Consider the following 22868-nt stretch of genomic DNA (forward strand, 5'->3'; position numbering starts at 1 on the left):
GACGCCGCCACCGGAGAACTCCTCAGAGAACTCGTCCTCGACACAACCCACCGCTACCAAGGCACCGGCAGACCACCAGGCCCCACCCGCTAAAACGAAGGACGGCCGAACCCACATCTATTGGGTTCGGCCGTCCGCGATGTCCTGAGACATCACACTGGCGCCCCTGATAGGACATCTTTCGAACGGTCAGTTCGACACTGAACTGGATCAATTATTAACACATAGTGACGGTTCTGTCGAGGTGACGGTGAGGCTGGCCGAAGACGCTCGTCCGCTATGCCGTTGCGGCTGCGGCTCCCCTGTCGCCAGAAACCGCAAGTTCGTGAACCAGAGTCATTACAGCAAATGGTTAAGTGAGCAGAGGTATGTCGGCAAGAACCGGAGGCGCTAAAACGAGAAGAGCCCCGGCGCGAGGCCGAGGGCCTTCCCGCTAGGGGCAGATGAAGATTAGATCCCTCCTGCAGTACCGGCCCCAGGACCGGGCTCCGAAACGCAGTACTATTATGGCTTAATTCAATTGCGCCGGAGTCGCATCTGTTCCGCGGCTGGTCTACATTGGCCTAATCTCGAGCCCATAGCGGTCCAGGAGCTCGTCTGAACCGCCGGCAAGCACTACTTCGAGGTCATCAGAAGCTGCAAGTTGAAATAGCTCCCCAGCTACTGATTCAACTAGGTCCGCAACGGCCGTGAGGTTAATCCGAGTAGCGGTATCTGATCCTCGAGCTGAGCGATTTCCATCCCAGCGAACCCTCGGTAGATGTATGAGTGGAGCGTCCAGACTCGCGTGAACCTCGAAGTGGTGAGTCAGGGAGCTATCTCGGTGATTGATGTTGTACAAGGCAAAGTCATGAACAAAGCAGCACCGCAACGCGTACAGAGCCTGTCGTTCAGGTTCAGGCAGATTGGTGAAATAGGAGAGAGCCTTAGAGAATGAATTACCTGATACTGCTGCGGCAGGCCGAGGCTTGAAGCATTCCCCAATCTGGTCAAGCAGAATCATGTATCCAATGGCCCCCAACCAGTTCCCATGTCTGTGGGGATTAATCAGCTCGCCCGTATCCGGATTACGCCCGGTGGCCTCGCGCGCATCTCGAAGTGCAGCAGCAAATGATGAGTAGATGTGCAGGCCGTTTTGCGCTGGCCTGTAACTCAGATGCATTGCGATAGCGTTTTTCTCTGGCATGTAGTTCTGCATGAATTTGGCTCCGCTAGGTGACCATATAAGTATAGTCGCTGGCTTACCTGAACCATGTCCGCTTCTTCTCGGCTTAAGCTGGTTGAGTACAGAGCGGTACTTCGGCAAGAACCGAAGGTCGACGTAGTCAACCTAACGGCGCGACTAGACCTAGCAGCTCTCGTAGTATTCAACCTCGGGAGGTCTCGGCAACACCAGCTGCTCAGATTTTACCTGTAGCGCCCTAGCAACACGGTCCAGTTGGGCCGTGGATGGTGTGCTTGCACCCCCTTCAAGCGCCTGGATTACGTGCGGTGCAAGGGTAGCGAGCGACGCTAGCTTACTTATGCTGTAGCCCTCTCTTTTCCGAAAATATTTGATGTTCTCAGCTAAAAGTTTGGTGTCTAAAAGAAAAGCCATTATCCGTTCCCCTATCTGGAGACAGTATAGAATGTTCGGTCCCTGTTCGGCAAGCGCAAGCAATTCGACTCCGCCTGACCATTGAAAGCAAGGCTCTCGTTGACGGTGCCCCAAGCCCGTTCAGGTCTACCCTCCGATGATCAATGACGTCGAGTCGCGTGTTTGGAGGGTTATAATGAGGCGGCGATAAATAGGGCTGTCTATAATGGCGAATCTTCAACCAATCATAACGGGTGATGCTGCGCTGATCAGGCTTCTTGATCAAATTAGCGAAAAAGAGCTCCTTCTGGATCAGGGTTATCTGCGAGTAGAAGAGCTGCGCGAAATTACCCAGAGGGCGAGCAGCGCTTACGAATCAGCGGCGGATCATAACAGTATTCAATACCGTAAGTACGATAAAGAGCGCCGGACAATAACGCAGTTTAGTCCAGTTCGTGATAATGGATATGCCGAGCCGCAGGATGGAGCCACGCTCCGGAGACTAAAGCAGCAAATCACAGAACTGCTCCATCTGCATGACGTCAAGGTTGAACCAAAAGAAGTCTTCTTGCAGCCCGGCCATCTCTTTACCGGAAGAATCGCAATCCGAAACATCTTGAGCCGCGCTCAAAAAACGATCGACATCAAGGACGATTACCTGTTTGACGCCAACAAGAACACTAAGAATATCGATTTGCTTAGTATCCTAGGTCCCTACTTGGAACCCCCGTTGCGCATAAGTGCGAGATTACTCGGATCTTCACAAAATCCGCCCAGTGCCGTTACTAGCGACGTAAGCGCGTTTCTTAAGCAGTACTCATCAGTTGAAATTTTGGGCTACAGTCGAACGGCGACAGGGGCCAAACAGTCACACGACCGCTTTGTTATCATTGACGGCAAGGATGTGTTTACCAGTGGAGCGAGCATTAAGGACTTGGGGCTTGCTCAGTCGCTGATCGATCAAATCAATGACCCGAAGGTCGCTGCTCAATATGTGGCACAGTTTGATGACCGGTGGATGAAAGGCTCTCGGTATCCTGGTTTGTGACAGGTTGAGTTAGCCGGTGGAGATGGTCCACGTAGTGTCAATAGAAATCCTCTGCCCGCCGACAGCCAAAACACTTATGCTGGCTCTTGTCAAAATGCTCGCCCACAAATACTATTGGGTGAACGATAACCGAATGCCCAAGCGCTAGCATCATGCCTCTCAATCTACTGAAACTACCTCCATACGCGAACACCGACCAGCTGCATGAGCTGAATCGTGCCTTGGCTCAGTTGGAGCATCATTTTGAGACTGCTGAGTCTGAGTTGATTGACTTCCCTCGCCCGGAGGGCCGCATGAAAGCGTCTGAGCTGCAGGCCGTTGTTGACCGGGAGGAAGCCGTCTTTACAGCTCTGCTGAACGCCGCTCATCATGTATACGATTGCCTGGAAGCCCCGCGACTTCCGGCCGATATTCGGTCGTATTCCCGGACGTGGAGCAGTCAGCAAATGGCCGAATCGGTTGGACATTTGCGAAACATCCGCGTTCATTGGGCGAAGACTCATCAGTACTTCAGTACAAGCCATCCGGTAACGCCGCCAGTGCACAGGGAAACGCGATCGGCGCGTTTGTACTTGGAGCACTTCAGAGGCAAATACCCAATGATGACGTACCGCCGCAGAGGTGACCGTCTTATCGGCAACGTGGTGAATGTGTCACGATTAAAAGAGCGAATGACTGAGCTGCGGTCGCGAGTTGATCAGTACTATGAATGAATGGCTCTTAACTGTATCGAGAGCGCTACCGTCTCCAGCTGCCTACAGGTTGTCGCTCTGGCATCGAACCAGGATGGTTGAGCCTGCCGTCAGCCGCATCAGCAAACCAGCCGGCCCATCGATCTACGAACTCACCCAGGTCGCCCACGATGAGTGGGGTGAATGGCCAAGCGGTCTGGAACTCCGCCATCCCAGACCAGACCGCTTTTGCTGCCTCCTCGCCAGGGTCGAGTGCGAATGGGTTTTGCCGACCGCGTCGTGGAATCATAGGCGAGATCATGAATGCGGTTTCGAACCAGGCGTAGCTCCCTGCCTGTTGGATATCCCCAAACCATAGTGAGTGGCTGCGGCCCTCGTACTCATATTGATTGGTGGGGATCCTCAGATTGAGCGATGCGTGACTAACGACGTCGAAGGCGGGCGGATCCCATCCGCCCCACTCGTCTGGCGAGTGACGAGTGATGGATGACAGGCGGAGCTCTGCGTGGCCGAGTCGGAGACTCCAGCTGCCGCCTCGGGAAACTGAGGATGTAGCTGATGGGGCCGCACTCACGATGGCTTCGCGCAACTCGCTCGAGATGCGCTCGAAGCTTCTCTGAGCAGCGTCACCCAACGCGGCTCGGCGCTCAGCCTCCGTTCGGGCTTCAGACTGTTCACGGGAGGCTCCACCCTTTCGGTGAACCTCCGCGCGGTTGGCATCTTCGAGCCGAGCGATACCCGGCGAATGCGGCGCTTGAGGAACTCGATCGAGACGGGCACGGAGGTTCACGGCACCTGGCCGCGCTTCCGGAGCCTTGTAGAGGCACTCATCGACTAGAGCGCTGAACGCAGCCGGCGTGTCTTCCAGGTGGGGTGGCTCGCTGTGAAGATGCTGGTGGCGGTACTCCTCAACGGCGGGACCAGGGAAAGGCCGACGACCAGCAAGCATCTCGTATGCCAGCACACCAACGGCGTAGATGTCGGTGGCCGCCGTGGCCCGCTCGCTGCGCCATCTCTCGGGGGCGGCGTACGGCGGGGAAAGTGCAAACTTCTGTGTATCCGGCGCTGTCGTGGCCTCGGCATAACGCGAGATGCCGAAGTCTGCGAGACACCAGTGCCCGTTGAGCCGGAGAATGTTCTCTGGCTTCAGATCGCGATGTACCACGCGACCTTCAAGATCCGCGAGCGCATCACAAACGTCTTTGAGCACCTCGATAGCATCCGGCAAGTCAAGGGAGCCGCCTGCGCTGTCCAAGTACTCACGCAGCGACGTCTCGGCCCGCGGCATGATCAGGACCCAGTAGTCATCGTGTTCGCCGCTGTCAATGATCGGAACCACGTTCCGCACATCAGCCAGGTTCACGAAGAGCAGTTCTCTATCTGCTCCCGGCGCCTTCGGGACCAGCTTGGCGACCGCCTCGTCTTCGCCAGAGTTCACCAAGTAGACTTGGCCGAAGCCTCCGCCGCCGATCCGTTCACCGATCGTCCAGGCGCGATCCAGCGTGAGCTGGGTGTCAATCATTCAGCCCTAGCCTTCGGTGGAACGAGCTCGCCGCGGAAGGCCTTGGCCAGAACTGCCTGCGAGCTAAGGTCAGCGCTGCGGGAAGCCATCTCGATACGGTTGCTGACGTCTCTTGCGAGAGCAAGTGCCTTGTCGAGCTTCGCGACAATCTGCCGCCTAACGTGGACTGGTGGTACAGGGATCGGAAGGTTCATAAGCACCTTCTGATTGATCTTCGGCATGTTGCCCGCTGACCCCGTAGCACGATCCCTGAGGTAGCTTCTTGCCTGAGGCGCAAGCAGCATATACCAAGCAAACCGAGGGTCAATCTCAGGTAGCACCCTCGCCCGAATCATAAGATCGGGGTACAGGTACTCACCCGGATCGCCGTCATAAAAGGCGGGAACGCCAACGTACTCGGCCGTGTTTCCGCGCTGGATGACGATATCACCAGGTGTCAGCCAGAAGGGCGACTCTGGCGGGAACTCCTCATCGGTGTACTTAAAATGGCGACCATCAAACCAGCCACTAGTTGTGGCGGTAAGCGTAAGGACTCGGAACGGTGTCTCATGGTTAACGGGTCTAGCCGAGTACCCATTCTTGAGTGGCTCGCGAAGTATGCTGGCAAGCGGGACCTCGGTATTGCGCTCGTCCCATGTACTGGCTTCGCGAAAAGCTGCGGAAAGAACGGCCTGGCGGAAGCGGAGTAGGGCTCTTCGCGCCGATGCGATGTGGTCACGGCTACTTCGGCTGCTAGTAGTGGCGGCATCTAGTACCCCGACGATCTGCTCTTGGATATGTTTCGGGGGCAGATCGACACGGAATTCTCGGAGGAAGTCCGCGGGTACACGCAGTTGGCCAACCGAACCTGTCATATGTTTCTCAGCTGTCCGCCGAAAGCTGTGTTGCCTCACGAAGTGCCAGATGAACCCAGGAGCTACGTCCGGCCCCGGCCGAAGAACATGGAATTCGGTCGAACCGAAGCCTAGTCCAGTATCGATGCCTGGAACTATGGCCGACTTGCCGTTTTCCATGCATGGCGTGATCTTTGCGAACAACACATCCTTGGAAGTGAAAGTCCGGTAGGATTTGCTGCGTACTTCCCCGAGTATCCGGCGCTCCGGCGCCATGACTCTGCCGCTCACATCGTCAACGGCTGCCATGGGCACAAAGAGCACTGGAGTGTCATCTGAGCAATCAGCCAACCTGGGCTTCGGCGGGTTGATCTGGCAAGCAACACCCAACGTTGTGCGCGTCCATGTGGTTTCCGCAGTTTTCATTCGTCGTCTCCGTTGCCTTCGAGCAGGCGCTGGATGTCTCCGAGGTCGTCGAGAGCGAGCTGGAGCTCCTCCATCGCTTCTGTAAGGAGCTCCTCCGGCTCAGGTAGCTGCTCTGGATCGTCCAGTTCCTCGTCGCGCAGCCACTTGAAGGCGTCGAGCTTGTAATGGTGACCCTTGATCTCATCAAGGGTCACGCTGTGCCAGCGGTCTTCGGCTGAGTCGCTCTCGACTCGCTTGCTACGCCCGTTCGGGTCGTCGCCGAAGCAATGCTCAAACTCGGCGAAGTGTTTTAGCGCGAGGGGCCGGCTCTTCTTGGTGATCTTGGGGACGTTGGCGCGGGCATCGTAGATCCAAGTGCGCTCGGTGGGTCGGCCCTTGGTGAAGAAGATGACGTTGGTCTTGGTGCCCTCGGTGTACGGGCTGAAGGTGCCCCGCGGACAGCGCAGGACCGTGTGTACGTCACAGTCCTGCATGAGCACCTCGAACACTTCGCCAGCTTGGCCCGCGAAGAGCACGCTGTCTGGAACAACGACGGCTGCGCGCCCGCCTGGCTTGAGGGTTGTGAGGACGTGCTGGATGAAGTTGAGCTGTTTGTTGCTTGTCGCGACGACGAAGTCATCACGCACAGGCGCCTGGTTGGCGCCCTTAGTGCCAAAGGGAGGGTTGGTGAGGATCACGTCGAAGCGTTGACGGCTCGGCTCCTCATAGATGGAGTCACCAAGAGTGATGTGCGGCTCGACCTGGTGCAAGTACATGTTCATGAGCGCTAGGCGCCGTGGTCGGGGGACAAGCTCCTGACCGAAGTACGTGCTCTTGCGTATGCGTAAGGCGGTCTCACGGTCGAAGGCGCCGCCGGTCTCGTCTTTCAGCCACTCGTAGGCAGCTACCAGGAAGCCGCCTGTGCCACAGGCCGGGTCACCGATGGCGAAGTCCTTACTGGCACGAGGATCGGGCTTGATGCAGCGCACCATGGACTGGATGAGCAGGCGCGGCGTGAAGTACTGGCCGGCGCCCTTTTTACCTTCAGCTGCCGCCTTCTCGAGTAGACCCTCGAAGGCAGCGGCCTTCACGTCGACATCAAGCGACGTCCACTCGGTCTCGTCGATAATGCCGATGAGCTTGTGCAGATTGACCGGATTGCCGAACCGGCTCTGCGCTCCGCTGAAGATGTCTCCGAGAATGCCGTGCTGTTTGCCCAGGGTGCGCAGTGCTTCGACGTACGCGTCGAGCAGGTCTGTCCCGCTCTGCTTGCGGAGGAAGGGCCAGTCGGTGTCCTCAGGAAGCTCGATACCGCGCTCGTCGGCCATTTTGATGAAGAGCAAGTAGGTCAGCTGCTCGATGTAGTCGCCGTAGTCCACGCCGTCGTGGCGTAGAACGTGGCAGAACCCCCATAGTTTTCCAACAACATCCGTCACGCTGCTACAAGCTCCTCGTTTAGTTCGTTGATCAGTTCGGCGAGCTGTCCCTCGAACACTCTGTTGGCTCGTCCCCAGCCGCCATGGTCGGACAGTACCGGGATGGCCTCGAAGTCGTCGCGCTCGATAGAGAGGTTGGCGACGAGGTGTTGCCGGATGTACTCGACCCAGGTGGCCTGGGCGTCGGTCAGGGTACGGCCAGCGACCACGCGGTCAACAGCCTGGTTGACCCGCTCCTCGGCGGTGAGCAGCGGGGAGGTGTCGACCGCCGCGCGCTTGACCATAGAGATGATGTCAGCCAAGGCCTTGTGATGCGCAGCGTGGAAGGCTCGCTGGAGGTTGGCCTCGGTGAAGTGCTCGGGCGCCTGTGTGAGCGCCTGACGCAGCTCAGTTAGTGGCGCCGCACCCCAGTCCTTGGGTCGTGACAACAGGATCGAGATTGCCTGGACCTGGTCTTGGTGCTCGTGGACGAAGGAGGCGAAGGCCTCGAGGTACTCGCTGGGCTTGTACTCCTGCCCTGTGCCGGATCGGATGAGCCACTCAGACGACACCTCGTCAGTTACGCCTGGGGCGACGAGGAAGGTGCGCTGGGCACGTGGGTAGTCGACGAGCAGCTTCTGAAAGTCAGGATCGCGCAGGATGCGCATGGTGTCAGAGAAGGTGCGGCGCAGCAGAGCGGCGAGGTCCTCGGCGAACGCGGCAATGTCGCCGCCCGGGATGAAGCGGGTGAATAGTTCACGGGCGTCACCGGACATCTGCTTGTCGATGCGCTGGAGGCGTTTGGTGAGCCGGCGGGTGTTGTAGGCGCGGTCCTTGTTCTGCCAGATCTCTTCGATGATCTGCGCGATGCTTTTGCCGTCAACCTCAGGTGGCTCGATCGTCATGCCGGTCGTCTTGCGGAAGTACTCGAAGAGCGTGCCGTCGAAGCAATCGAAGACCACGAAGTGTGACTTGTCCGGGTACTTGTCGCCCTTGCGCGTGCCCCGGCCGAGCATCTGCTCAAACAGGATGCGGGATTTCACCGGGCGCAGGAAGACGATGTATTCGAGGTCGGGGATATCAACGCCGGTCGTAAGCAGGTCGACTGTAACGACCACCCCGGGATTGGGGCGGTTACGAAACTCGCGGATGCGCTGCAGCGGCCGGTCGACCCGTCCGGTGATCTTGGCAACGAACGAATTGCCGCGTCCGAAGATGTCGCGTGCCAAGTCCACAAGCTGGTCGGCGTGGGAGGTGTGGGGCAGGTCGTTGGCGGCGAAGATGAGCATCTTGGGGAGGCGGCCATACTGCCGCTCGTGCTCGTCCGCGAATGCCTTGAGCTCCTCGATGATCTTGCGGTTGGAGTCTGGCGCGGTGATCTTGCGCTCAACTTCGGTGGCGTCAAAGCTGCGCTCATCCTCCAAGAGGTCGAGCTGTCGGGTACCGGTTTCGGGGTCGACTTGGTCAACCTGCTCGCCCTCCCCGAGGAATACACCGTTCATGCGCACGTTCGAGCGGACCCGAACGACGTCATAGTCGACCAGGTGCCCTTCACGCACGGCGCGGTCGTACTCGTAGCGGAACACCAGGTTCTCGAAGTACGCCACCGTGTGGGCCGCCGGCGTGGCGGTCAAGCCGACCTTGACGGCGTCAAAGTGATCGAGCGTTGTCCGCCACACTGACATGTCCTTCGCGGAGTACCCGCGGTGGCACTCGTCGGCGATGATCAGGTCAAAGGCGTGGATGGGAATGTTGAGCTGCTCGACATCGGCGTCAACCGTCTCGTCGCCGAGGGCGATGGCGCCTTCTCCTCCCAACAGGTTCATCGCCATTCGCTGGATCGTGCAGACATAAACGAAGGCGTCACCAAGCTTGGGAGCGGTCAACATCGAGTTGGGCATGACGTTGGGGTCCCAGGTGCTGCCCTCGTCCAAGTCGGACTTCTGGAAGCGCTGGGAATAGACCGGGTAGATCTTGTCGAACTTCAAGCCGGGCTCGGCCTCAAACGACGCGAAGGCGCGCACGGCCTGCGCCGCGAGCGCCTTACGGTCGACCAAGAATAGGACACGGCGAGCAGCACCGGACTTCATGAGCCGATAGACCTCGTTCACCATTGTCAGCGTCTTGCCGGTGCCGGTGGCCATTGCGACAAGCATCTTGCGCTTGCGATCCTGGATTGCCTGCTCGATAGCAGTGTTGGCCTCGACTTGGTACGGCCGCATCCGAATGTTCTGCGGGATGGTTGCGAGAGCCTCAATCTCCGAGTCGAAGTCGCGAGTAAGCATCTCATCCAGCGCAGCGGGCGTATGGAAACCGGAAACCCGCCGCGACCGGTTGAGTTCATGTCGGACGTCGTGGAACCAGGTCACCTCACCGTTCGTGGAATATAGGAACGGGACTGCAAATTCATCCTGGTATTTCGGTAGCTGGCCAATGCCCTTTGAGTAGCGCTCGGCCTGGACGAGCACGCCTTGGGGGCCTAGCGTTACCTTCTTCGCCTCAACGACCCCGCAGACCTGGTCACCGTTACAGAGCGCGTAGTCGGCCGGTCCGTTGCTGGTCGGGAACTCCTCAAAGGCCACACGCTTGTATGGATGCGTATCGGTGCCGCGGAACGGAACGATCGACCAGCCCGCAGCTTTCAAGCGAGGGTCGATTCGTTGCTTCCTTGTGTGTCGTTCAAGCTCTGTAGCCATTCCACCCCTTAGCTAGCCTCCTCATGTTACTGGGGAACGGCACAAGCGGCAAGCATCAGAGAAGCGGGCTGGTAGCCCGCTTCCGATAGCCGCCGTGTCGGCACCTGCAGCACCCAGCGAGGAACAAACTCCCCAACTCCACCCCGACTATCATCCACTTTGTAGCATTAGCCGTGTTACGCAGTCAATGTGGCAATTCGGTCTCCAGCCAGTCGCTGCTAGTTCAGCGGATAACGAGCGCCTGGTTTTCGCAGGGAGAGAACCAGACGTGGCAACCGCTTGAATATGACTGCATGCATGAATGTTGCGTAAGCGAAGGTCAGGAGCAATAGGGTCTCGCTGCCCCCATAGTGACTTCGCAGATAGAACATAGCCATTACAACTGAGGCCCCAACGAACAAGAACTCAGTCCAATCGTGCTGGACGTCACTAAAGCGCTCTGTCATCACTTTGCCAATTCGCCCGTCATCTATCCGGAAGATGATGGCGGCGGTAACAAAGCGCGTAATCGACACTACAAGCATAGCGATCATCAGAACGAGGTTTAGCTGATGAAGTACATTTGAGCCAATGTCTTGGTGCTCAAGCTGCGTAAGTATACTGGCGAAAGAGAGCCACCCCAAAAACGCATAATAGAGAAACGAGATCCACATCTTTGCATCATGCCCAAACTTGCTCTTCGTTAGCATGCGGATGAAGAGGTAGATACTTACGCCGATAAAAATCAGGACTCGTAGGTCGGTGCCTAACGCCTCTTCCAGTAACGTTGGCTCGAGGATTAGTAGCAGGGCCGTGCAGCAAAACAGAATTACGTAATTAATCTCGCTAAAACGAGGGAAGAGAGTGTCCCGCAGCTTTACCACCCAGCCTGGGTGTTGATCGCGGCGACTTAATCTCGCTAAGGCACCGAGAGAGCTCCCTACCGTGACGAGTATGTACAACGGCGAGATAATCCAGAAGAAGACAGGCTGGAGTACGCTCGCTATATCTTCAGGAAGATTTTGATCATAAATTCCGGTGTCGCCAAACACTGCAATGGCGTAGCTGTATCCGATGATCGCGGCAAGTGTAAGGGTGAGTACGAATGGCTTTAGCCTGGCCCTATTCGATCTCAGGTCGAGGACTATTGCTATCGCCAGTGGCACTACCGTTAATGCGACCAGTAACAAATTGCCCGCGCGCACTGTGTATTCCAACAGGGAGATCGTTCCGGATCCGAGCGGATTGGGGAAGTTTGACACGAAGAGCAAGGACAAGAGGGTAAGCCCAGCTATGCCAAGGTAAATACTCCACCATGTAGACAGAGATTGCTTTCGTTGTGCTCTGTGCGTCATCTAGTGGAAATTATAACGGGAAAGAGCTTGGGTTCGCTAGCTGGAGAGCCAATTCGCCATCTCGCGGGAGAATGGTCGTGGTGTTGCCGCGGGCGTCGGGTGTAACTAGTGATGCGGCCGAGGAGGGTCGTTACTCGAGTGGGACTAGACCCTTTGGGAGCTGGTCTTTGCGGACCTCCTTTGACTCGGAACTATCAAACAGCTGCCACCACTTCTTCCTAAACTGGAATCGCTTAACCAAATAGGTATCTTCAGACGTTGGGATTACCAGTATGGGTTGTTCCCCTTCGTGCCCGATGAGAATACGACCCATGAGTAAACCCTTGAGGCATTCTAAGACGTGCGTAAGAACCATGCGAGCAACCTCAGCATACTCACCAGTGAGCGGGTAATTGTCAGTATCCTCAGAAGTACCAATTTTGTGACCATCGACAGGCTTTTTGATCACAAGATCGTATCCGATCCATTTAGGGTTTAGAATAATCTCTAACTCAGTATCTTTCGAGGAGAGTTTGTAAATCTTGGCATCGTCGCCTTGACTGAGTATTTCCGCTTCAGCATTGTGCTGAGCTAGAACTGACTCTAGTTGCTTCTGCGCTTCGGTTATGTCCATGTTATTCACGCCACTTGCCCCATAATCGTTTTGACGTCCATCCGTTCTTCGTTTTGTACTGAATACCACCCTTGGCCTTTTCGAGATGAATGTGGAACGGAATTCTGCTTCCAGTCTTGCCATTTCCATAGTACTTCGGGTCGGGTCCTACGGCTACCCTGAATGGCTTCCCAGGTGCTGTTCGTCCGATTCGAAGTATGTTGTTGCCATTTCTCAGAAGCCCTGCTTTGCTGGCTAGTTTCGCACCTGCGATGCCCCCACCCCAGGGTGTCGCCACGAGACCCGCAAGAACAAGCCCGCCTGCAGCCCTGTCGAAGTGAGACTTATTCTTGCCAGTGAGGTTATTCCAAGCATCTGTTGGACTCATACTGTTTATCTTCTTCAGACCCCAGTAAGGGATCATTAGCGCATTTCCATCCAAGTCAAAGCCGTTCACTGGGTCCGGAGGATAGACATAATTGTTCTCAACGCCACCCTCCACAGGGTCAACAGAGAGGAAGCGCCCAAGAGAGGCTACATAGACCCGAGCACCCATTTGGGTTGGAGCGAGGGCGAAGGCTGTCTCGGTGTCTTTCTCGTGCTGGCCGACCCAGCCGTAGGTTGAGCCAGTGGCTGTATTGTCAGGGCTGGCGGCTACTGGGTTGCCAAACGGGTCGTAGGTGAAGGTACCCGTCTGAGCTCCGGTGGCGTCTGTAGTACCTAGGACGTCGCCATGGACGTTTACAAGGGAAAACACAGAGCTGGCGGAGCGCTTGGTGAGGAGGGTGCCTCCAGGTAGCGAAAGGTAGCGCTCGAGGACAGTACCGGAGTTGTCTAGTAGCAGCTCTGGGGTGTCACCGCTACCCGTAAAGCCATACTTGTTCGTGGTGGTGGAGCCGTTAACCAGCGTGCGCGTCATGACACGGCTTTGGACGTCGCGGGTGTAGGTGACGGACTTCGAGCCCTCGGTGATGCTCGTGTTGCGGTCACTGGAGTCGTAGGCGAACTGAGTGACGGGGCTAGTACCGAGCTGCGTGGTGTTGCCGTGGGAGTCATAGACCGGAGCATCGACTTTGGCGTCGCTAGATGAGACGAGACGATCGGCATCGTCATAGCAGTAGGCAGTAGTTGCAGCGTTGATGGTTTGGCTGGTGCGGTTGGAGTTCTTGCCGGCGTTGGCGTTGTAGGTGCCTGTGCAGCTGCCGGGTGTGCCGAAGGCGTAGCTGTAGCTGTTGGCCCCGATGGTCGCCGCGGTGAGACGGCCAGCTTTGTCGTACGTGTAGGACTTGCTGGTGCCAAGCTCCGTGCCGGAGATGATCTGGCCGGACTGGCTACGGGTGACGGCGTCGGTGAGGTGGGTGGTGCCGTTACCGAGGGTGTAGTCCATGCCAGTGGTGCGGCCGAGGGTGTCACGAGAGATGACGAGCTTTTGCTGACCGGCTGTCGGGTAGGTGACTTGTTGCAAGCGGCCGTAGGAGTCGTAGCTAGGGGTGGCGATGACGACGGTGTCGAGCTTTTGGCTAGTGAGACGGTTGAGGTTGTCGTAGACGAACTCTTCTGAGCCGAGGGGGCCGGAGCGGCTGGAGAGGCGGCCGAGGGTGTCGTAGTTGGTGGTTGTGGTGTTGCCGTGGGCATCGGTGTAGCTAGTGGTGCGGCCGAGGAGGTCGGAGGTGGTGGAGATGGTGCCAGCGGAGTCGGTTGAGCTGACGACGAGCGGGTTGCCGCTCACGGACCAGTTGTTGGTGACGGTGCGAGCAGGGGCGCCGTTGAAGGCCGGGATCGCTACGGTGGTGACGCGGCCGCGGGTGTCGTAGGTGGTGCAGGTCCAGGAGTCGGAGTTGTAGCGGGTGGCTACGACCCGGCCGGCATCGTCGTAGATGGTCTCGGTGGTGCGGCCGGTTTGGCTACCTCCCCCATCTGGGTCAGCTTCCGTTTTGAGTTTGAGCATGCCAGCTTGCTTGTAGGCCTCGGTGGTGCCAGTGGTGCAGGGATTGTCGGCCGTCTCGGTGCCGGTGTAGTAGTCGTAGTTGGTGGTCGTGCCGCCGGGGAGGGTCTTGGAGGTCTGGCGGAGGTAGCTGCCGGTGCCGGGGGTCTCGTAGGTGGAGGAGCTGGTGTAGTTGAGGCCCGTAGCGTCGAGGGTGCTGGATTGGGCCAGGCCGAGCTCGGCGTTGGTGCCGTAGTTGGTGGTGGCCATGACATCGCCGACTGCCGAGCTGGAGTCGAAGGTCTTCTGGCTGGTGGCGAGGCCGTAGCGAGGGGTCAGGATCGAACCGAGGGCGCTAGTTTCGGAGCCGCCAGGAGGCGTCATGTTGAGGCCTAAGTTCGCATCGGTGTCGCCCGCCTTGTCGTAGTAGTCGATACGGATGCGGTGCCATGAGTTGGCGGTTGGGTTGTTGAAGACTCCGTTGGACACGGTGTTGGCTGGGTGGAAGCGACCGACACCGTCGACCCAGTCGTCGATAGCCAGCTGGTCATCGATCCACATTCGAGCTCCGTCATCACTCCAGATCCGGAAGCTGTGGTTACCGGTGGCGGTGAATTTAATGGAGCCGGTGAGACGAGCGCCCCAACCCTTGCCGCTGTCCGGTGTGATGGGCGGGCTGGTGTTCCAGGTCTTATCGATGTTTCCGGAGGAATGGCCGATGCCGGTGGCGTGAAGCCTGGGGGCACCTTCGAGAACCTTGGTGGTGACACCGGAACCGTTGGAGGAGGTGCCAACGTTGTAATAGGAGGTCGCTAGGCTGACGATGCTCTCGTCGTAGCCGGTTTGGGTGTGGGGAGTACTGGCGACATTGGCGGTTAGCGGCTTGCGGTCAGAGCCATACCATGCAGCCGGGGCCGGGCCGTATTGGTCGGTGGGGCGGTCGTCCTCGTCGTAGATAGTGGTGGACTTGAGGCCGGTGGGATCAGTAGATGACAGTACTTGGTCTTTGGTGGCGTGCCACTCGGTGGTAGTGGCAAGGTTGGCGACGTCACGGTCTTCAATAGTTCGGTAGGTGCCGTCATAGGCGATCTGGCGGGTAAAGCCGTTGGGTTCGGTAGCGCCTGTGACATGAACTTGGCTGGTGCCGTACCCCTGGGGCGCCGCGAGCATATAGCCCAACAAAATGTCGGGGTTGGCGCCCGGACAGGCCGCGTTGTTGGAATCGAAGTAGTCGGTGGCGCTGAAGTAGCACCGTTTGAGTGGCAGAGTGGCTATGCCAGATGGTTGCGACGAATAGATGTAGCCAATGAGATTGACGAGTGTGCCACCATTACAGTTAGAGGCGGTAAAGGTGTATCTGTCGTTTTGGTACAGGCAGCTATATATCGGCACAGTGCCGGGCGCCTGTGTGGCGTAGACGTAGCCCAGGCCAAACTCATAGGTGTAACCGGCATTGTGAGCGTACGTGTTGCTCGTGTGGTCGGTGGTAGAGCTGGCATAGTAGCGGTTGAGCGCGGTTGTGGCTCCGGTCAACGTGTATCCATAGGAGTGAGCCTGGCGGGTGGCCCCGGTCGTTGCAGCCGGCGTCGTGACGCTGGAGGCTCGGCCGATGGCGTCATAGGTAATCTCACTTAAGACCGTGGCGTCTTGAGTGCGGACGCCAGCCGCAATGGCGTCATTGGCCAGCGAATCGCGCAGCGAGATTATGCGGCCGAGGCTGTCGTAGCCATAGTCGGTAATTTCATCGCCGGGATGGACGATCCGGGCCAAACGGTTGTCGGTCGAGTAATAGAAGTTCGTCAGCTGGCCGTCTGAGGTTTCAACTTGGCAGAGCAGACCAGTGGTTGGCGAGCTATTGAAGCCGCTGGCCGCTGGGCAACTAAAGCCGCTGTCGCCTGAGTAGTGGAGCTTGGCCCAGCGGGCAGAGGTGACACCATCCGTGATCTGGGTGAGGCGGCTCGGAGAGCCTCCGTATGCGTACTGAAGAGCGGCAGGTTGCCGGTCGTCCATGGGGACGGAGCTGAGCCTGAGTGTCCCATCGGAGTTAAAGATGTAGGTGCGACCGTCCGAGTCTTGGAGGGTAACGGAACCATCGCCATTACGGACCAGTTGGCCGCTCTCGTTAACGGGCGGAGTGAAGCCACCGTTCGCGAACTTGTATTCGTGCGTTTGGCCAGTGGAGTCGTTGAGCACCACGCTGTTTTGGCCGATGACGGCGAAGTCGTAGCCGAGGTCGCCGTCGGCATCGACGCCAAGGTTCCAGCCGTCCGGCAGTACCTGGGCCTGGGGCAGAAGCCAGTTGCTTGGAACCGGGATTGCCTTGTCTATGCCGGGGCCGTCGACGTAGAGACCGAGTCCAGCGCCGCCGGTTAGCTCCTTGTATTCGACCGTGATTGGTAGGGTTTGACCCGCCGTCATGGTGATGCCACTGGCGGCCCAAGTGGGGCTGTAGGTAGCACCCGAAGACCAGGTGTCTATCTGGGTATTGCCATTAACTATGACTTTTACACCGTCATCGCCGCGTCCACCAAACTTGTAGCTGCCGGCCTGAGGGGCCTTGAAGTAGCCCTTCCAACGGACCACAAAGTTATCGGCTGGGCCGTTTGGTACTGGAGAGCCAGACGCCCACTCCATTGAGGGGGTGGTGTCCGTGCGGGATAGGAACTGGTTGGTGATGTCGGTATCGCTCGATGGCAGAGTACTGCCGGTGTAGTAGCGACCGACCAGGCCGTGAGGGGTGGCAACGGGACGAACGCCGGTTTGCAGTGAGGTGGCCGGTATTACCTGTTCCGCAACCGGCCCCTTTACGTAGGCTGAGGCTTTAGCTCCGCCGTTGTATTCGCTGAACAGAATCTTGATGGGCACGATCTGGCCGGCCGTCAGGCCGATGGTGGAGCCATAGCAGATGCCGGTATAGCAAGTGTTGCTGTAGACGGTCGTGCCGTTGACGGTGACGGACATGAGGTCGTCGTTGGCTCCGCCAAACGAGTATGTCCCAGTAACTGGTGCCGTGTAGTAACCCGTCCAGCGAGCTTGGTACCAGTCGGTAGTGATGACACCGGTATACGGCGAGCCGCTGCCCCAGTTGTATTCGACATTGGGCTCAATGCGCGTGATGGCGCCGACGTCGCTATCGGCCGGGAGGGTGCCGGTGGTCTGGGCCGTATTGTTGAAGTACTCCGCAACCAAGCCCTGACGCGACTGCTGCGGTGAGTTGTAGTCCAGGCTGACGCCCAAGCTACCACCAAGGGCCGAGATGGAATGGCTGTTGGCGCTGGTTGTCAGGTTGCCGGTGGCGAGATCGACACTGACGGGCCCGACGGTATCGAAGGCCTGCGTGGCATCTTTGCCGTTACGCAAGTCGACTTTGAATGAGTAAACGGGACTGTACGAGTAGGCCGCGCCGTTGAGGCTATCCCAAGCCATGGCTTGCCAATAGTACGTAGTGCCGTCTTGAAGAACGTTATCTGGCACCGTCCATTGTGGCGTCGAGAGGTTATAGGAGTCTGCCACGATGCCACCGATACTCGAGGTAGTGCCATTACTGCTGGAGTTCGTTGCGGCTGCTGTCCCGGTCTTGGCGGTGCCGATCTGGTAGCGGTACTGAATCGGGCCAGGGCCGTCCACGTCGGTTGAGGTGGTTGTCTTGAATGATGGCTGGGTTGTCACCGAGACGCCGCCGTTAGCCGGACCAGCTGCCCAAATACTCGCGGTTGGCAGCCTCTCGTAGTCGAACCACACCCGAGTCTGGTTGTAGGCAAACATCTTGTAGGTGCCGTAGCCTGGCACTTCTTCGCCTCGTATTATCATCCAGCCGCCAAAGTCGCCGTTCTCCACGAGCTTTTGATACTGGGACGTGGCGTCGATGTTGGCGGAGCTGGAGATAAGACCAGTGGTGGTCCCGTAGCTCGTATCGGCACAGTTCCAGCCTAGGCAGGAGGCGCGGTTGATGGTGACCCAGCGCGGATCATACGTGCCGTAAAAATGGATGCCATCGTAAGCGGGCATCTCTAAGTGGACGGCCGCACCGACCACGTAGTAGCCGGAAAGTTGCGGGTAGTCGGCGTGGAACACAAACCGCCAGTAATTTCCGCTTGAGTTGCCAGTGGAGTTGCCACAACCCTGCCCGGCGTAGCAGGTGTAAACAGAGGAACCGTTCCACTGATAGTTTTGGTACAGCGCAGTGTCGGAGTAGCTCCAGAACGACGGGTCTATCACTAATGGGAATTTGTCGGTCGTCTGTTTGGTCATCCAGTCCTGGTCGAGCGTCACGATCAAGCGGCTACCTTTGAGCTCTTGGTGCACAAGCGGCTGAGCGCCAATAATGCCTTCGGTGGCAGTCGCAATGGTCGGAGCGGCTAATCGGAAGCCGCTGAGCTCACCATCCAACTTGAAGGCGCCGGGGGACTGTGGATCGGGTGTGAGGTTGGCGCCAGACAGATCAAAGCTGAAGGTATTGGCGGCGGCGCGGCTCTTGATTACGATGCTCTCTTTAAGCTCGATACCGTCCAGCCGATAGACCAAATCGATGCCTTGCCAGACGTTGCGGTACTTTACTATCTGATTCGGAGCATCACCACTGATAACAGGCTCAACGTTGCTTACGTCCACGGGCTTGAAGGTTAGGGTTTGGCTGCCTTTGACCAGCTCGATACCTGTTGTCGCCGATACCGTACCAAAGCGAGCCTGCCAACTATTGGCCTTGGTCTCCCATTTGCCAGTGGCCTGGTCTTGCACCAATGTAGGGTCGACGTCCTTCCATTGCCCATTTTCCTGGTAGCTAGTGGGCACTACGCTGTGCTCGACCGATTTGGTGCCATCGGCGTTGAGCCAGACGCGGTCATTGGCGGTGCGACCTTCATCGAGCTTCTGAACATGGGCGCTGTTGCGGGGCTTCCCGTCGACCATTAGCTTCCTGTCGGCATCCAGTTGGGCCTGAATATCTGGCGGAAGCAGTGCGGCTTTGTCGTCCGATAGGACGGCGTCGGCTGCCGGGGCGGTGGAGGGCTGTGTTTCGCTGGCCAATGGCTTGGGGATGCGGGCCTGTTGCTGATTGTAGGCATCGATTAGGTACGGAAGACCTGAGGCGAGAATATTGAGTGACAGGACACCGATCATGAGGGTGTATATTGCGTTTTTGGTGGGCAGACTCCGAAAGAGCGTTTGGCCTTCCTTCGCGGCTCTTTGGATTCCTTCCCGGGCAAAATTGAACGCCACCAGCGGCTTGGTGACGGTCCTGCGAACTAGACGTCGGTATTTCCTGCGCACTGCTTTGACCCTTTGAAGTTATAGATAAGCTCCATAAGCATTTAAGCATTGGGATTCTGCACGATGCAATAGTTTTCTGCATCGGCAAGCCAAGATGAAATATTTATGAAATGGTCCAACAGTCGGTCCGGTTGCATGGAACGGCGAGGCGGCACCTGATGCAGGGATCAAGGCACCGCCTCGCCGGACTGTGGAGACACCCTCAAGGCATCGTGACGACCCGGGCGCCTGTTGCGGCCTCGAAGTAGTCCTTGATGTGCCCGGGATCCCCAAGGACGATCAGGTGCAGCATGCTCGGCAGGAGCACCACCTCGACCTGATCGCGGATGACAGCGTCAAGCAGGCGACCGAAGGCAGCCGGCGACCGGGTGTCCTCTTCAACAAAGATGGCTGCCAGCTCGAGGTTGGAGGCGGCGGCGAAGCGGGTCAGCCGCTCCTTAGTGCGATTGACTTCGGACGTACACATCAGAAGGTGTGCGCGCACGTACGCGTACGCCCGCGGGTGCTGAACGGGCGCGGCTTCATCGGGACGGCATCGGCAACGCAGCGAGTGGCAGGTTCCGGATGTATGTATGCGCTGGCCATCCCTGGTGCGCATCACTGCCGTCATGCCAACGACGCTACAAAGGTGCTATCGGCAACGACCAGGTTGTTGCGAACAGTTGCTACCCCAATTCGTCGAGGATGCGGATGATCAGGCGGCGGGCGTCGCGGCCGTAGATCGCCGGCTGGCGCAGCTGCTCGAACATCCGCTCATAGAGGGCAATCTCTTGGGGCTGGCTCACATCGATACTGGCGGTCGGAGTCTCAAGTGCCACGAGTGTGTCGTCGAAGATCCAGAAGCCAGTCGAACCCACTGCCCGACGCTGCACCATCATTGGCACGATCCCGAAGGAGATGTTGGGCAGCGTCATGACCGACAACAAGCGGTCCAGCTGGCCAGCCATCGTCTCGGGCGTGCCGAACTGAGTGCGGATGGCGGCTTCCTCAAGCACGACCGAGAATGTCTTGGTGCCTCGGTACAAGAGAGCCTGGCGTTCCATCCGGGCAGCCACCGCGGCCTCGATGTCGTTGCGCGTCTCCAGGAAGTCGATCCAGAAACTCAGCAGCTCGGTGGCGTACTCGGCTGTCTGGAACAGACCGGGGATGACGTTGTGCTCGTAGATCCGGAAACGCTCCGTCCGCTCGTACAGATCGCCGCCAGCCTGGAGAAGCTGCTTCATGCCGGCGCGCGTTCGGCGCTTGAACTCCACGTACATCGACTCGACCACCCGCGCCTGCGCGATCAGATCAGTCACCTGATCCTCGGCCGAGCACACCGCGCACCAGATGCGGATGTCCGAGTCGGTTGGCGCTTGGACGCCGTTCTCGATCTTGCTGACACGCGTAAAGTGCCAGCCTGTCGCGGCCGCGAGTTCGCGACCGGACAGACCGGCGTCCTTACGCAGTTCCCGCAGCCGAAGGCCGAGTGCTTGCTGCGCCTTCCGGGCGGCGTCAGACGGGCTGGTACTCACTGTGCCGGATAGCGAGCGCCCAGACCTGCTCGAATGCCGCCGCGCACATCTCGACAACGGCCGGGTCGGTCGTCGTCGTGAAGGCTGTGTTCAAGCCAGAACCGGCGTAGTGCAGGAACACGACTTGCTGGTAGTCGATGAGGTAGAAGTCGTTGCCCGGAAGGCAGATGGTCGAGGTCAGCCGGCGCGGCACCCAGCGGATGTCTTCGCCTGCGTCGACCATCGGGTGGGCGATGCTGAAGCTCCATCGCTGGTAGTCGCTTAAGGGTTCCGAAACGATCCGCGCCCGCCGAACACTCCGGCCAGCGCGGACATGTTCCCGGAGCTCCTGGCACCACTCCTCAAGCCAGGCTAGGTCGTCTGGCACGTCCCGTGCCCACTTTGCCATGTACGGCAGTTCGGTCTCTGTGCCGTAAGCGTCGCGGGTCTCGAGGTGGACCGCGGACCGCTCAAACGACGCCAGAAGCTCGGACAGATCGTCAGACGTTATCTCCTGCACGACCCTCCTGGAAGAAGAACGGGATCATCCGATCCGGGATCTCAACGGCGGACTCGCCCTCGGGCAGGTCGAGCGTAGCGAGTGCGTCCGCGTCGTTGATCACCCAGCCTTGGACGACCCAGCTGCCACGGTCCGTCTTGTACAGGGTCGGAGAGTTCTTCGGGTTCGACTCCGGATCACCAGCGACCAGTGTGAGATGCATGTTGGTATCTCCTCGTAGGCGGTTGCGGTTGGTTGCCGGTGACTACCCTCCGCTTGCGAATGGTTGCGGTCAAGGGGTGTTGCGAGAAGTTGCGAGACGAGTTTTGATCGCCAGGCCCTCAAGCCGCTGCGAACCACTCCTCGGCGACGGCAGGAACGGTCCCCGCCAAGAACCAAACAGATACAAGTAAAGGGCCACCAACACATCATTGCGTTGGTGGCCCTGGGCTGTCCGCGAGGGCCAGCCTGATCAGGTATCGGCTCCGTTCTGCGCCTGGAGCCAAGCGAGCACCAGCTCGCGACCGTTCCGCTTGATGATCCGCGCCGTTACGGCGTCCAGGATCAGATCCGACAGGTAATTGTGTGGCGTCTCGCAGTCCTCCGGGAGGAGGTCGTCAGCGTTGTAGTCGAGCTCGTTGCCGGGCAAGTCTGGGTCGAAGTCGTCATAGTCGATGTGAAACAGCTCGATGAGAACGGCCCCGACGTCTGCGTCCTCGGATCGACGCAAGGTGTCGGACATGACCTCGTCGATGGCTGACTTGAACCCTGACAGCACCTTGAACACCGCTTCGACCACGAGTTCCGACATGCCCAGCTCACGGGCGGTGCGCTGCATGCTGTGCTCGCGGGCCGCGATGTAGTCATGTCCCCGGATGCGGCCGGCGCTGTGTAGCTGATGGACTAGTTCCGTCGTGATGTTGCCATCTTTGATGCGTTGACGGGTGATCGGAGGGATGAGTGGCTTCTCATCGCTGCCTAAGAACCCCGGGAATATCTGCGCAGAGATGCCTTCTGCGACTTGCGATGTGACGCGAGCCGTCAGCTGATCCAGGGCGGGAGTTGCTATTTTCATGCCAAGCCTCCGAATTGCATTATGGCTTGGCGCGATTGCCAAGCCGGGCCCCTGCCCGCTCGCGCAGAGATCCGGCCTCGCAATATCATAACTTTACAATATAGTGTTCTAAATTTCAATCTTGATACATAGCGAGGAGCATAATTCCCTACAGTGGGAGATCGCCGCTGCGTGCAATAGGAGGATTGTGTGTGAGCGCCTGGTTGTGTCTCGGATGTTCGGGGCGCGTAGGCTTAGTGAACTGAAGCGAGTGCATACCTGGAACGGTCGAAGGATTCCGTCGGAGTGCCTCGTCAGCTACTCTGGTGTGGTGCTCACGATGTTCTCCCATCGTGCCTGTCTGAAAGCAGGTACGAGAGATGACATCACCCGAGTCTGTAGCCGCAGAACTCAAGAAACTAGTGGGGTGGGGGGCGCATCCTAAGCGGCTAGCCCTCTGTCCTGAGCTAAGGAGCTTGGCGGGAGTCACCGACGACATGTCCGTAGTGGAAGCGGG

At 58.4% G+C, this 22868-nt stretch carries 14 protein-coding genes; 1 reads left to right on the plus strand and 13 read right to left on the minus strand.

The genetic code is table 11. From position 1 onward, the window contains the following. Positions 1-553 precede the first annotated feature (553 nt). Complete coding sequence (locus EV643_RS42535) at positions 554-1198, minus strand: hypothetical protein (protein ID WP_133805921.1); 645 nt, start codon at positions 1196-1198, stop codon at positions 554-556. A gap of 604 nt (positions 1199-1802) precedes the next feature. Between EV643_RS42535 and EV643_RS42545 the strand changes: the two genes are divergently transcribed. After that, positions 1803-2624: a hypothetical protein gene (locus EV643_RS42545; RefSeq protein WP_133805923.1), complete on the plus strand. Its 822-nt coding sequence runs from the start codon at positions 1803-1805 to the stop codon at positions 2622-2624. Between the two features lie 738 nt (positions 2625-3362). Here EV643_RS42545 and EV643_RS42550 read toward each other — a convergent pair. The 12 genes from EV643_RS42550 to EV643_RS42605 form a co-directional block, all read right to left on the minus strand. Beyond that, positions 3363-4838: a protein kinase domain-containing protein gene (locus tag EV643_RS42550; RefSeq protein WP_133805924.1), complete on the minus strand. Its 1476-nt coding sequence runs from the start codon at positions 4836-4838 to the stop codon at positions 3363-3365. Further along, on the minus strand, positions 4835-6097 hold the full coding sequence (locus tag EV643_RS42555) for a restriction endonuclease subunit S (RefSeq protein WP_133805925.1): 1263 nt from the start codon (positions 6095-6097) through the stop codon (positions 4835-4837). The genes EV643_RS42550 and EV643_RS42555 overlap by 4 nt, the downstream gene beginning before the upstream one ends. Continuing rightward, positions 6094-7512, minus strand: coding sequence for a class I SAM-dependent DNA methyltransferase (locus tag EV643_RS42560; protein WP_133805926.1), 1419 nt, complete (start codon positions 7510-7512; stop codon positions 6094-6096). Before EV643_RS42560 ends, EV643_RS42555 begins: the two co-directional genes overlap by 4 nt. Next, on the minus strand, positions 7509-10136 hold the full coding sequence (locus tag EV643_RS42565; RefSeq protein ID WP_202870052.1) for a type I restriction endonuclease subunit R: 2628 nt from the start codon (positions 10134-10136) through the stop codon (positions 7509-7511). Before EV643_RS42565 ends, EV643_RS42560 begins: the two co-directional genes overlap by 4 nt. 269 nt (positions 10137-10405) lie before the next feature. Next, positions 10406-11437 carry a hypothetical protein gene (locus tag EV643_RS42570; RefSeq protein WP_133805928.1) on the minus strand — a complete coding sequence of 344 codons (1032 nt, stop codon included), beginning with the start codon at positions 11435-11437 and terminating at the stop codon, positions 10406-10408. Positions 11438-11651: 214 nt separating this feature from the next. Beyond that, positions 11652-12134, minus strand: coding sequence for a hypothetical protein (locus tag EV643_RS42575; protein WP_133805929.1), 483 nt, complete (start codon positions 12132-12134; stop codon positions 11652-11654). Between the two features lies 1 nt (position 12135). Beyond that, complete coding sequence (locus EV643_RS42580; RefSeq protein WP_133805930.1) at positions 12136-19155, minus strand: PA14 domain-containing protein; 7020 nt, start codon at positions 19153-19155, stop codon at positions 12136-12138. Between the two features lie 352 nt (positions 19156-19507). Next, positions 19508-19915 (minus strand): hypothetical protein, encoded by a 408-nt coding sequence (locus EV643_RS42585; protein WP_133805931.1) that lies wholly within the window; start codon positions 19913-19915, stop codon positions 19508-19510. A gap of 55 nt (positions 19916-19970) precedes the next feature. After that, positions 19971-20819 (minus strand): helix-turn-helix domain-containing protein, encoded by an 849-nt coding sequence (locus EV643_RS42590; protein ID WP_133805932.1) that lies wholly within the window; start codon positions 20817-20819, stop codon positions 19971-19973. After that, positions 20800-21318 (minus strand): DUF6879 family protein, encoded by a 519-nt coding sequence (locus EV643_RS42595; protein ID WP_133805933.1) that lies wholly within the window; start codon positions 21316-21318, stop codon positions 20800-20802. Before EV643_RS42595 ends, EV643_RS42590 begins: the two co-directional genes overlap by 20 nt. After that, the gene (locus EV643_RS42600; protein ID WP_133805934.1) at positions 21299-21520 is read right to left on the minus strand and encodes a hypothetical protein; all 222 of its coding nucleotides are present in this window, start codon (positions 21518-21520) and stop codon (positions 21299-21301) included. The genes EV643_RS42595 and EV643_RS42600 overlap by 20 nt, the downstream gene beginning before the upstream one ends. Before the next feature lie 249 nt (positions 21521-21769). Then, the gene (locus EV643_RS42605; RefSeq protein ID WP_133805935.1) at positions 21770-22372 is read right to left on the minus strand and encodes a hypothetical protein; all 603 of its coding nucleotides are present in this window, start codon (positions 22370-22372) and stop codon (positions 21770-21772) included. Between the last annotated feature and the right edge of the window lie 496 nt (positions 22373-22868).

The sequence above is a fragment of the Kribbella caucasensis genome, from assembly GCF_004361855.1.
In the GTDB taxonomy this organism is placed as follows: domain Bacteria; phylum Actinomycetota; class Actinomycetes; order Propionibacteriales; family Kribbellaceae; genus Kribbella; species Kribbella caucasensis.

Excerpts from the sequence above, each read along its gene's own strand:
- EV643_RS42600 (WP_133805934.1), bottom strand. The coding sequence starts at position 21,520 with ATGCATCTCACACTGGTCGCTGGTGATCCGGAGTCGAACCCGAAGAAC.
- EV643_RS42550 (WP_133805924.1), bottom strand. The coding sequence starts at position 4,838 with ATGATTGACACCCAGCTCACGCTGGATCGCGCCTGGACGATCGGTGAA.
- EV643_RS42605 (WP_133805935.1), bottom strand. The coding sequence starts at position 22,372 with ATGAAAATAGCAACTCCCGCCCTGGATCAGCTGACGGCTCGCGTCACA.
- EV643_RS42580 (WP_133805930.1), bottom strand. The coding sequence starts at position 19,155 with ATGATCGGTGTCCTGTCACTCAATATTCTCGCCTCAGGTCTTCCGTAC.
- EV643_RS42575 (WP_133805929.1), bottom strand. The coding sequence starts at position 12,134 with ATGGACATAACCGAAGCGCAGAAGCAACTAGAGTCAGTTCTAGCTCAG.
- EV643_RS42545 (WP_133805923.1), top strand. The coding sequence starts at position 1,803 with ATGGCGAATCTTCAACCAATCATAACGGGTGATGCTGCGCTGATCAGG.
- EV643_RS42585 (WP_133805931.1), bottom strand. The coding sequence starts at position 19,915 with ATGACGGCAGTGATGCGCACCAGGGATGGCCAGCGCATACATACATCC.
- EV643_RS42555 (WP_133805925.1), bottom strand. The coding sequence starts at position 6,097 with ATGAAAACTGCGGAAACCACATGGACGCGCACAACGTTGGGTGTTGCT.
- EV643_RS42535 (WP_133805921.1), bottom strand. The coding sequence starts at position 1,198 with ATGCAGAACTACATGCCAGAGAAAAACGCTATCGCAATGCATCTGAGT.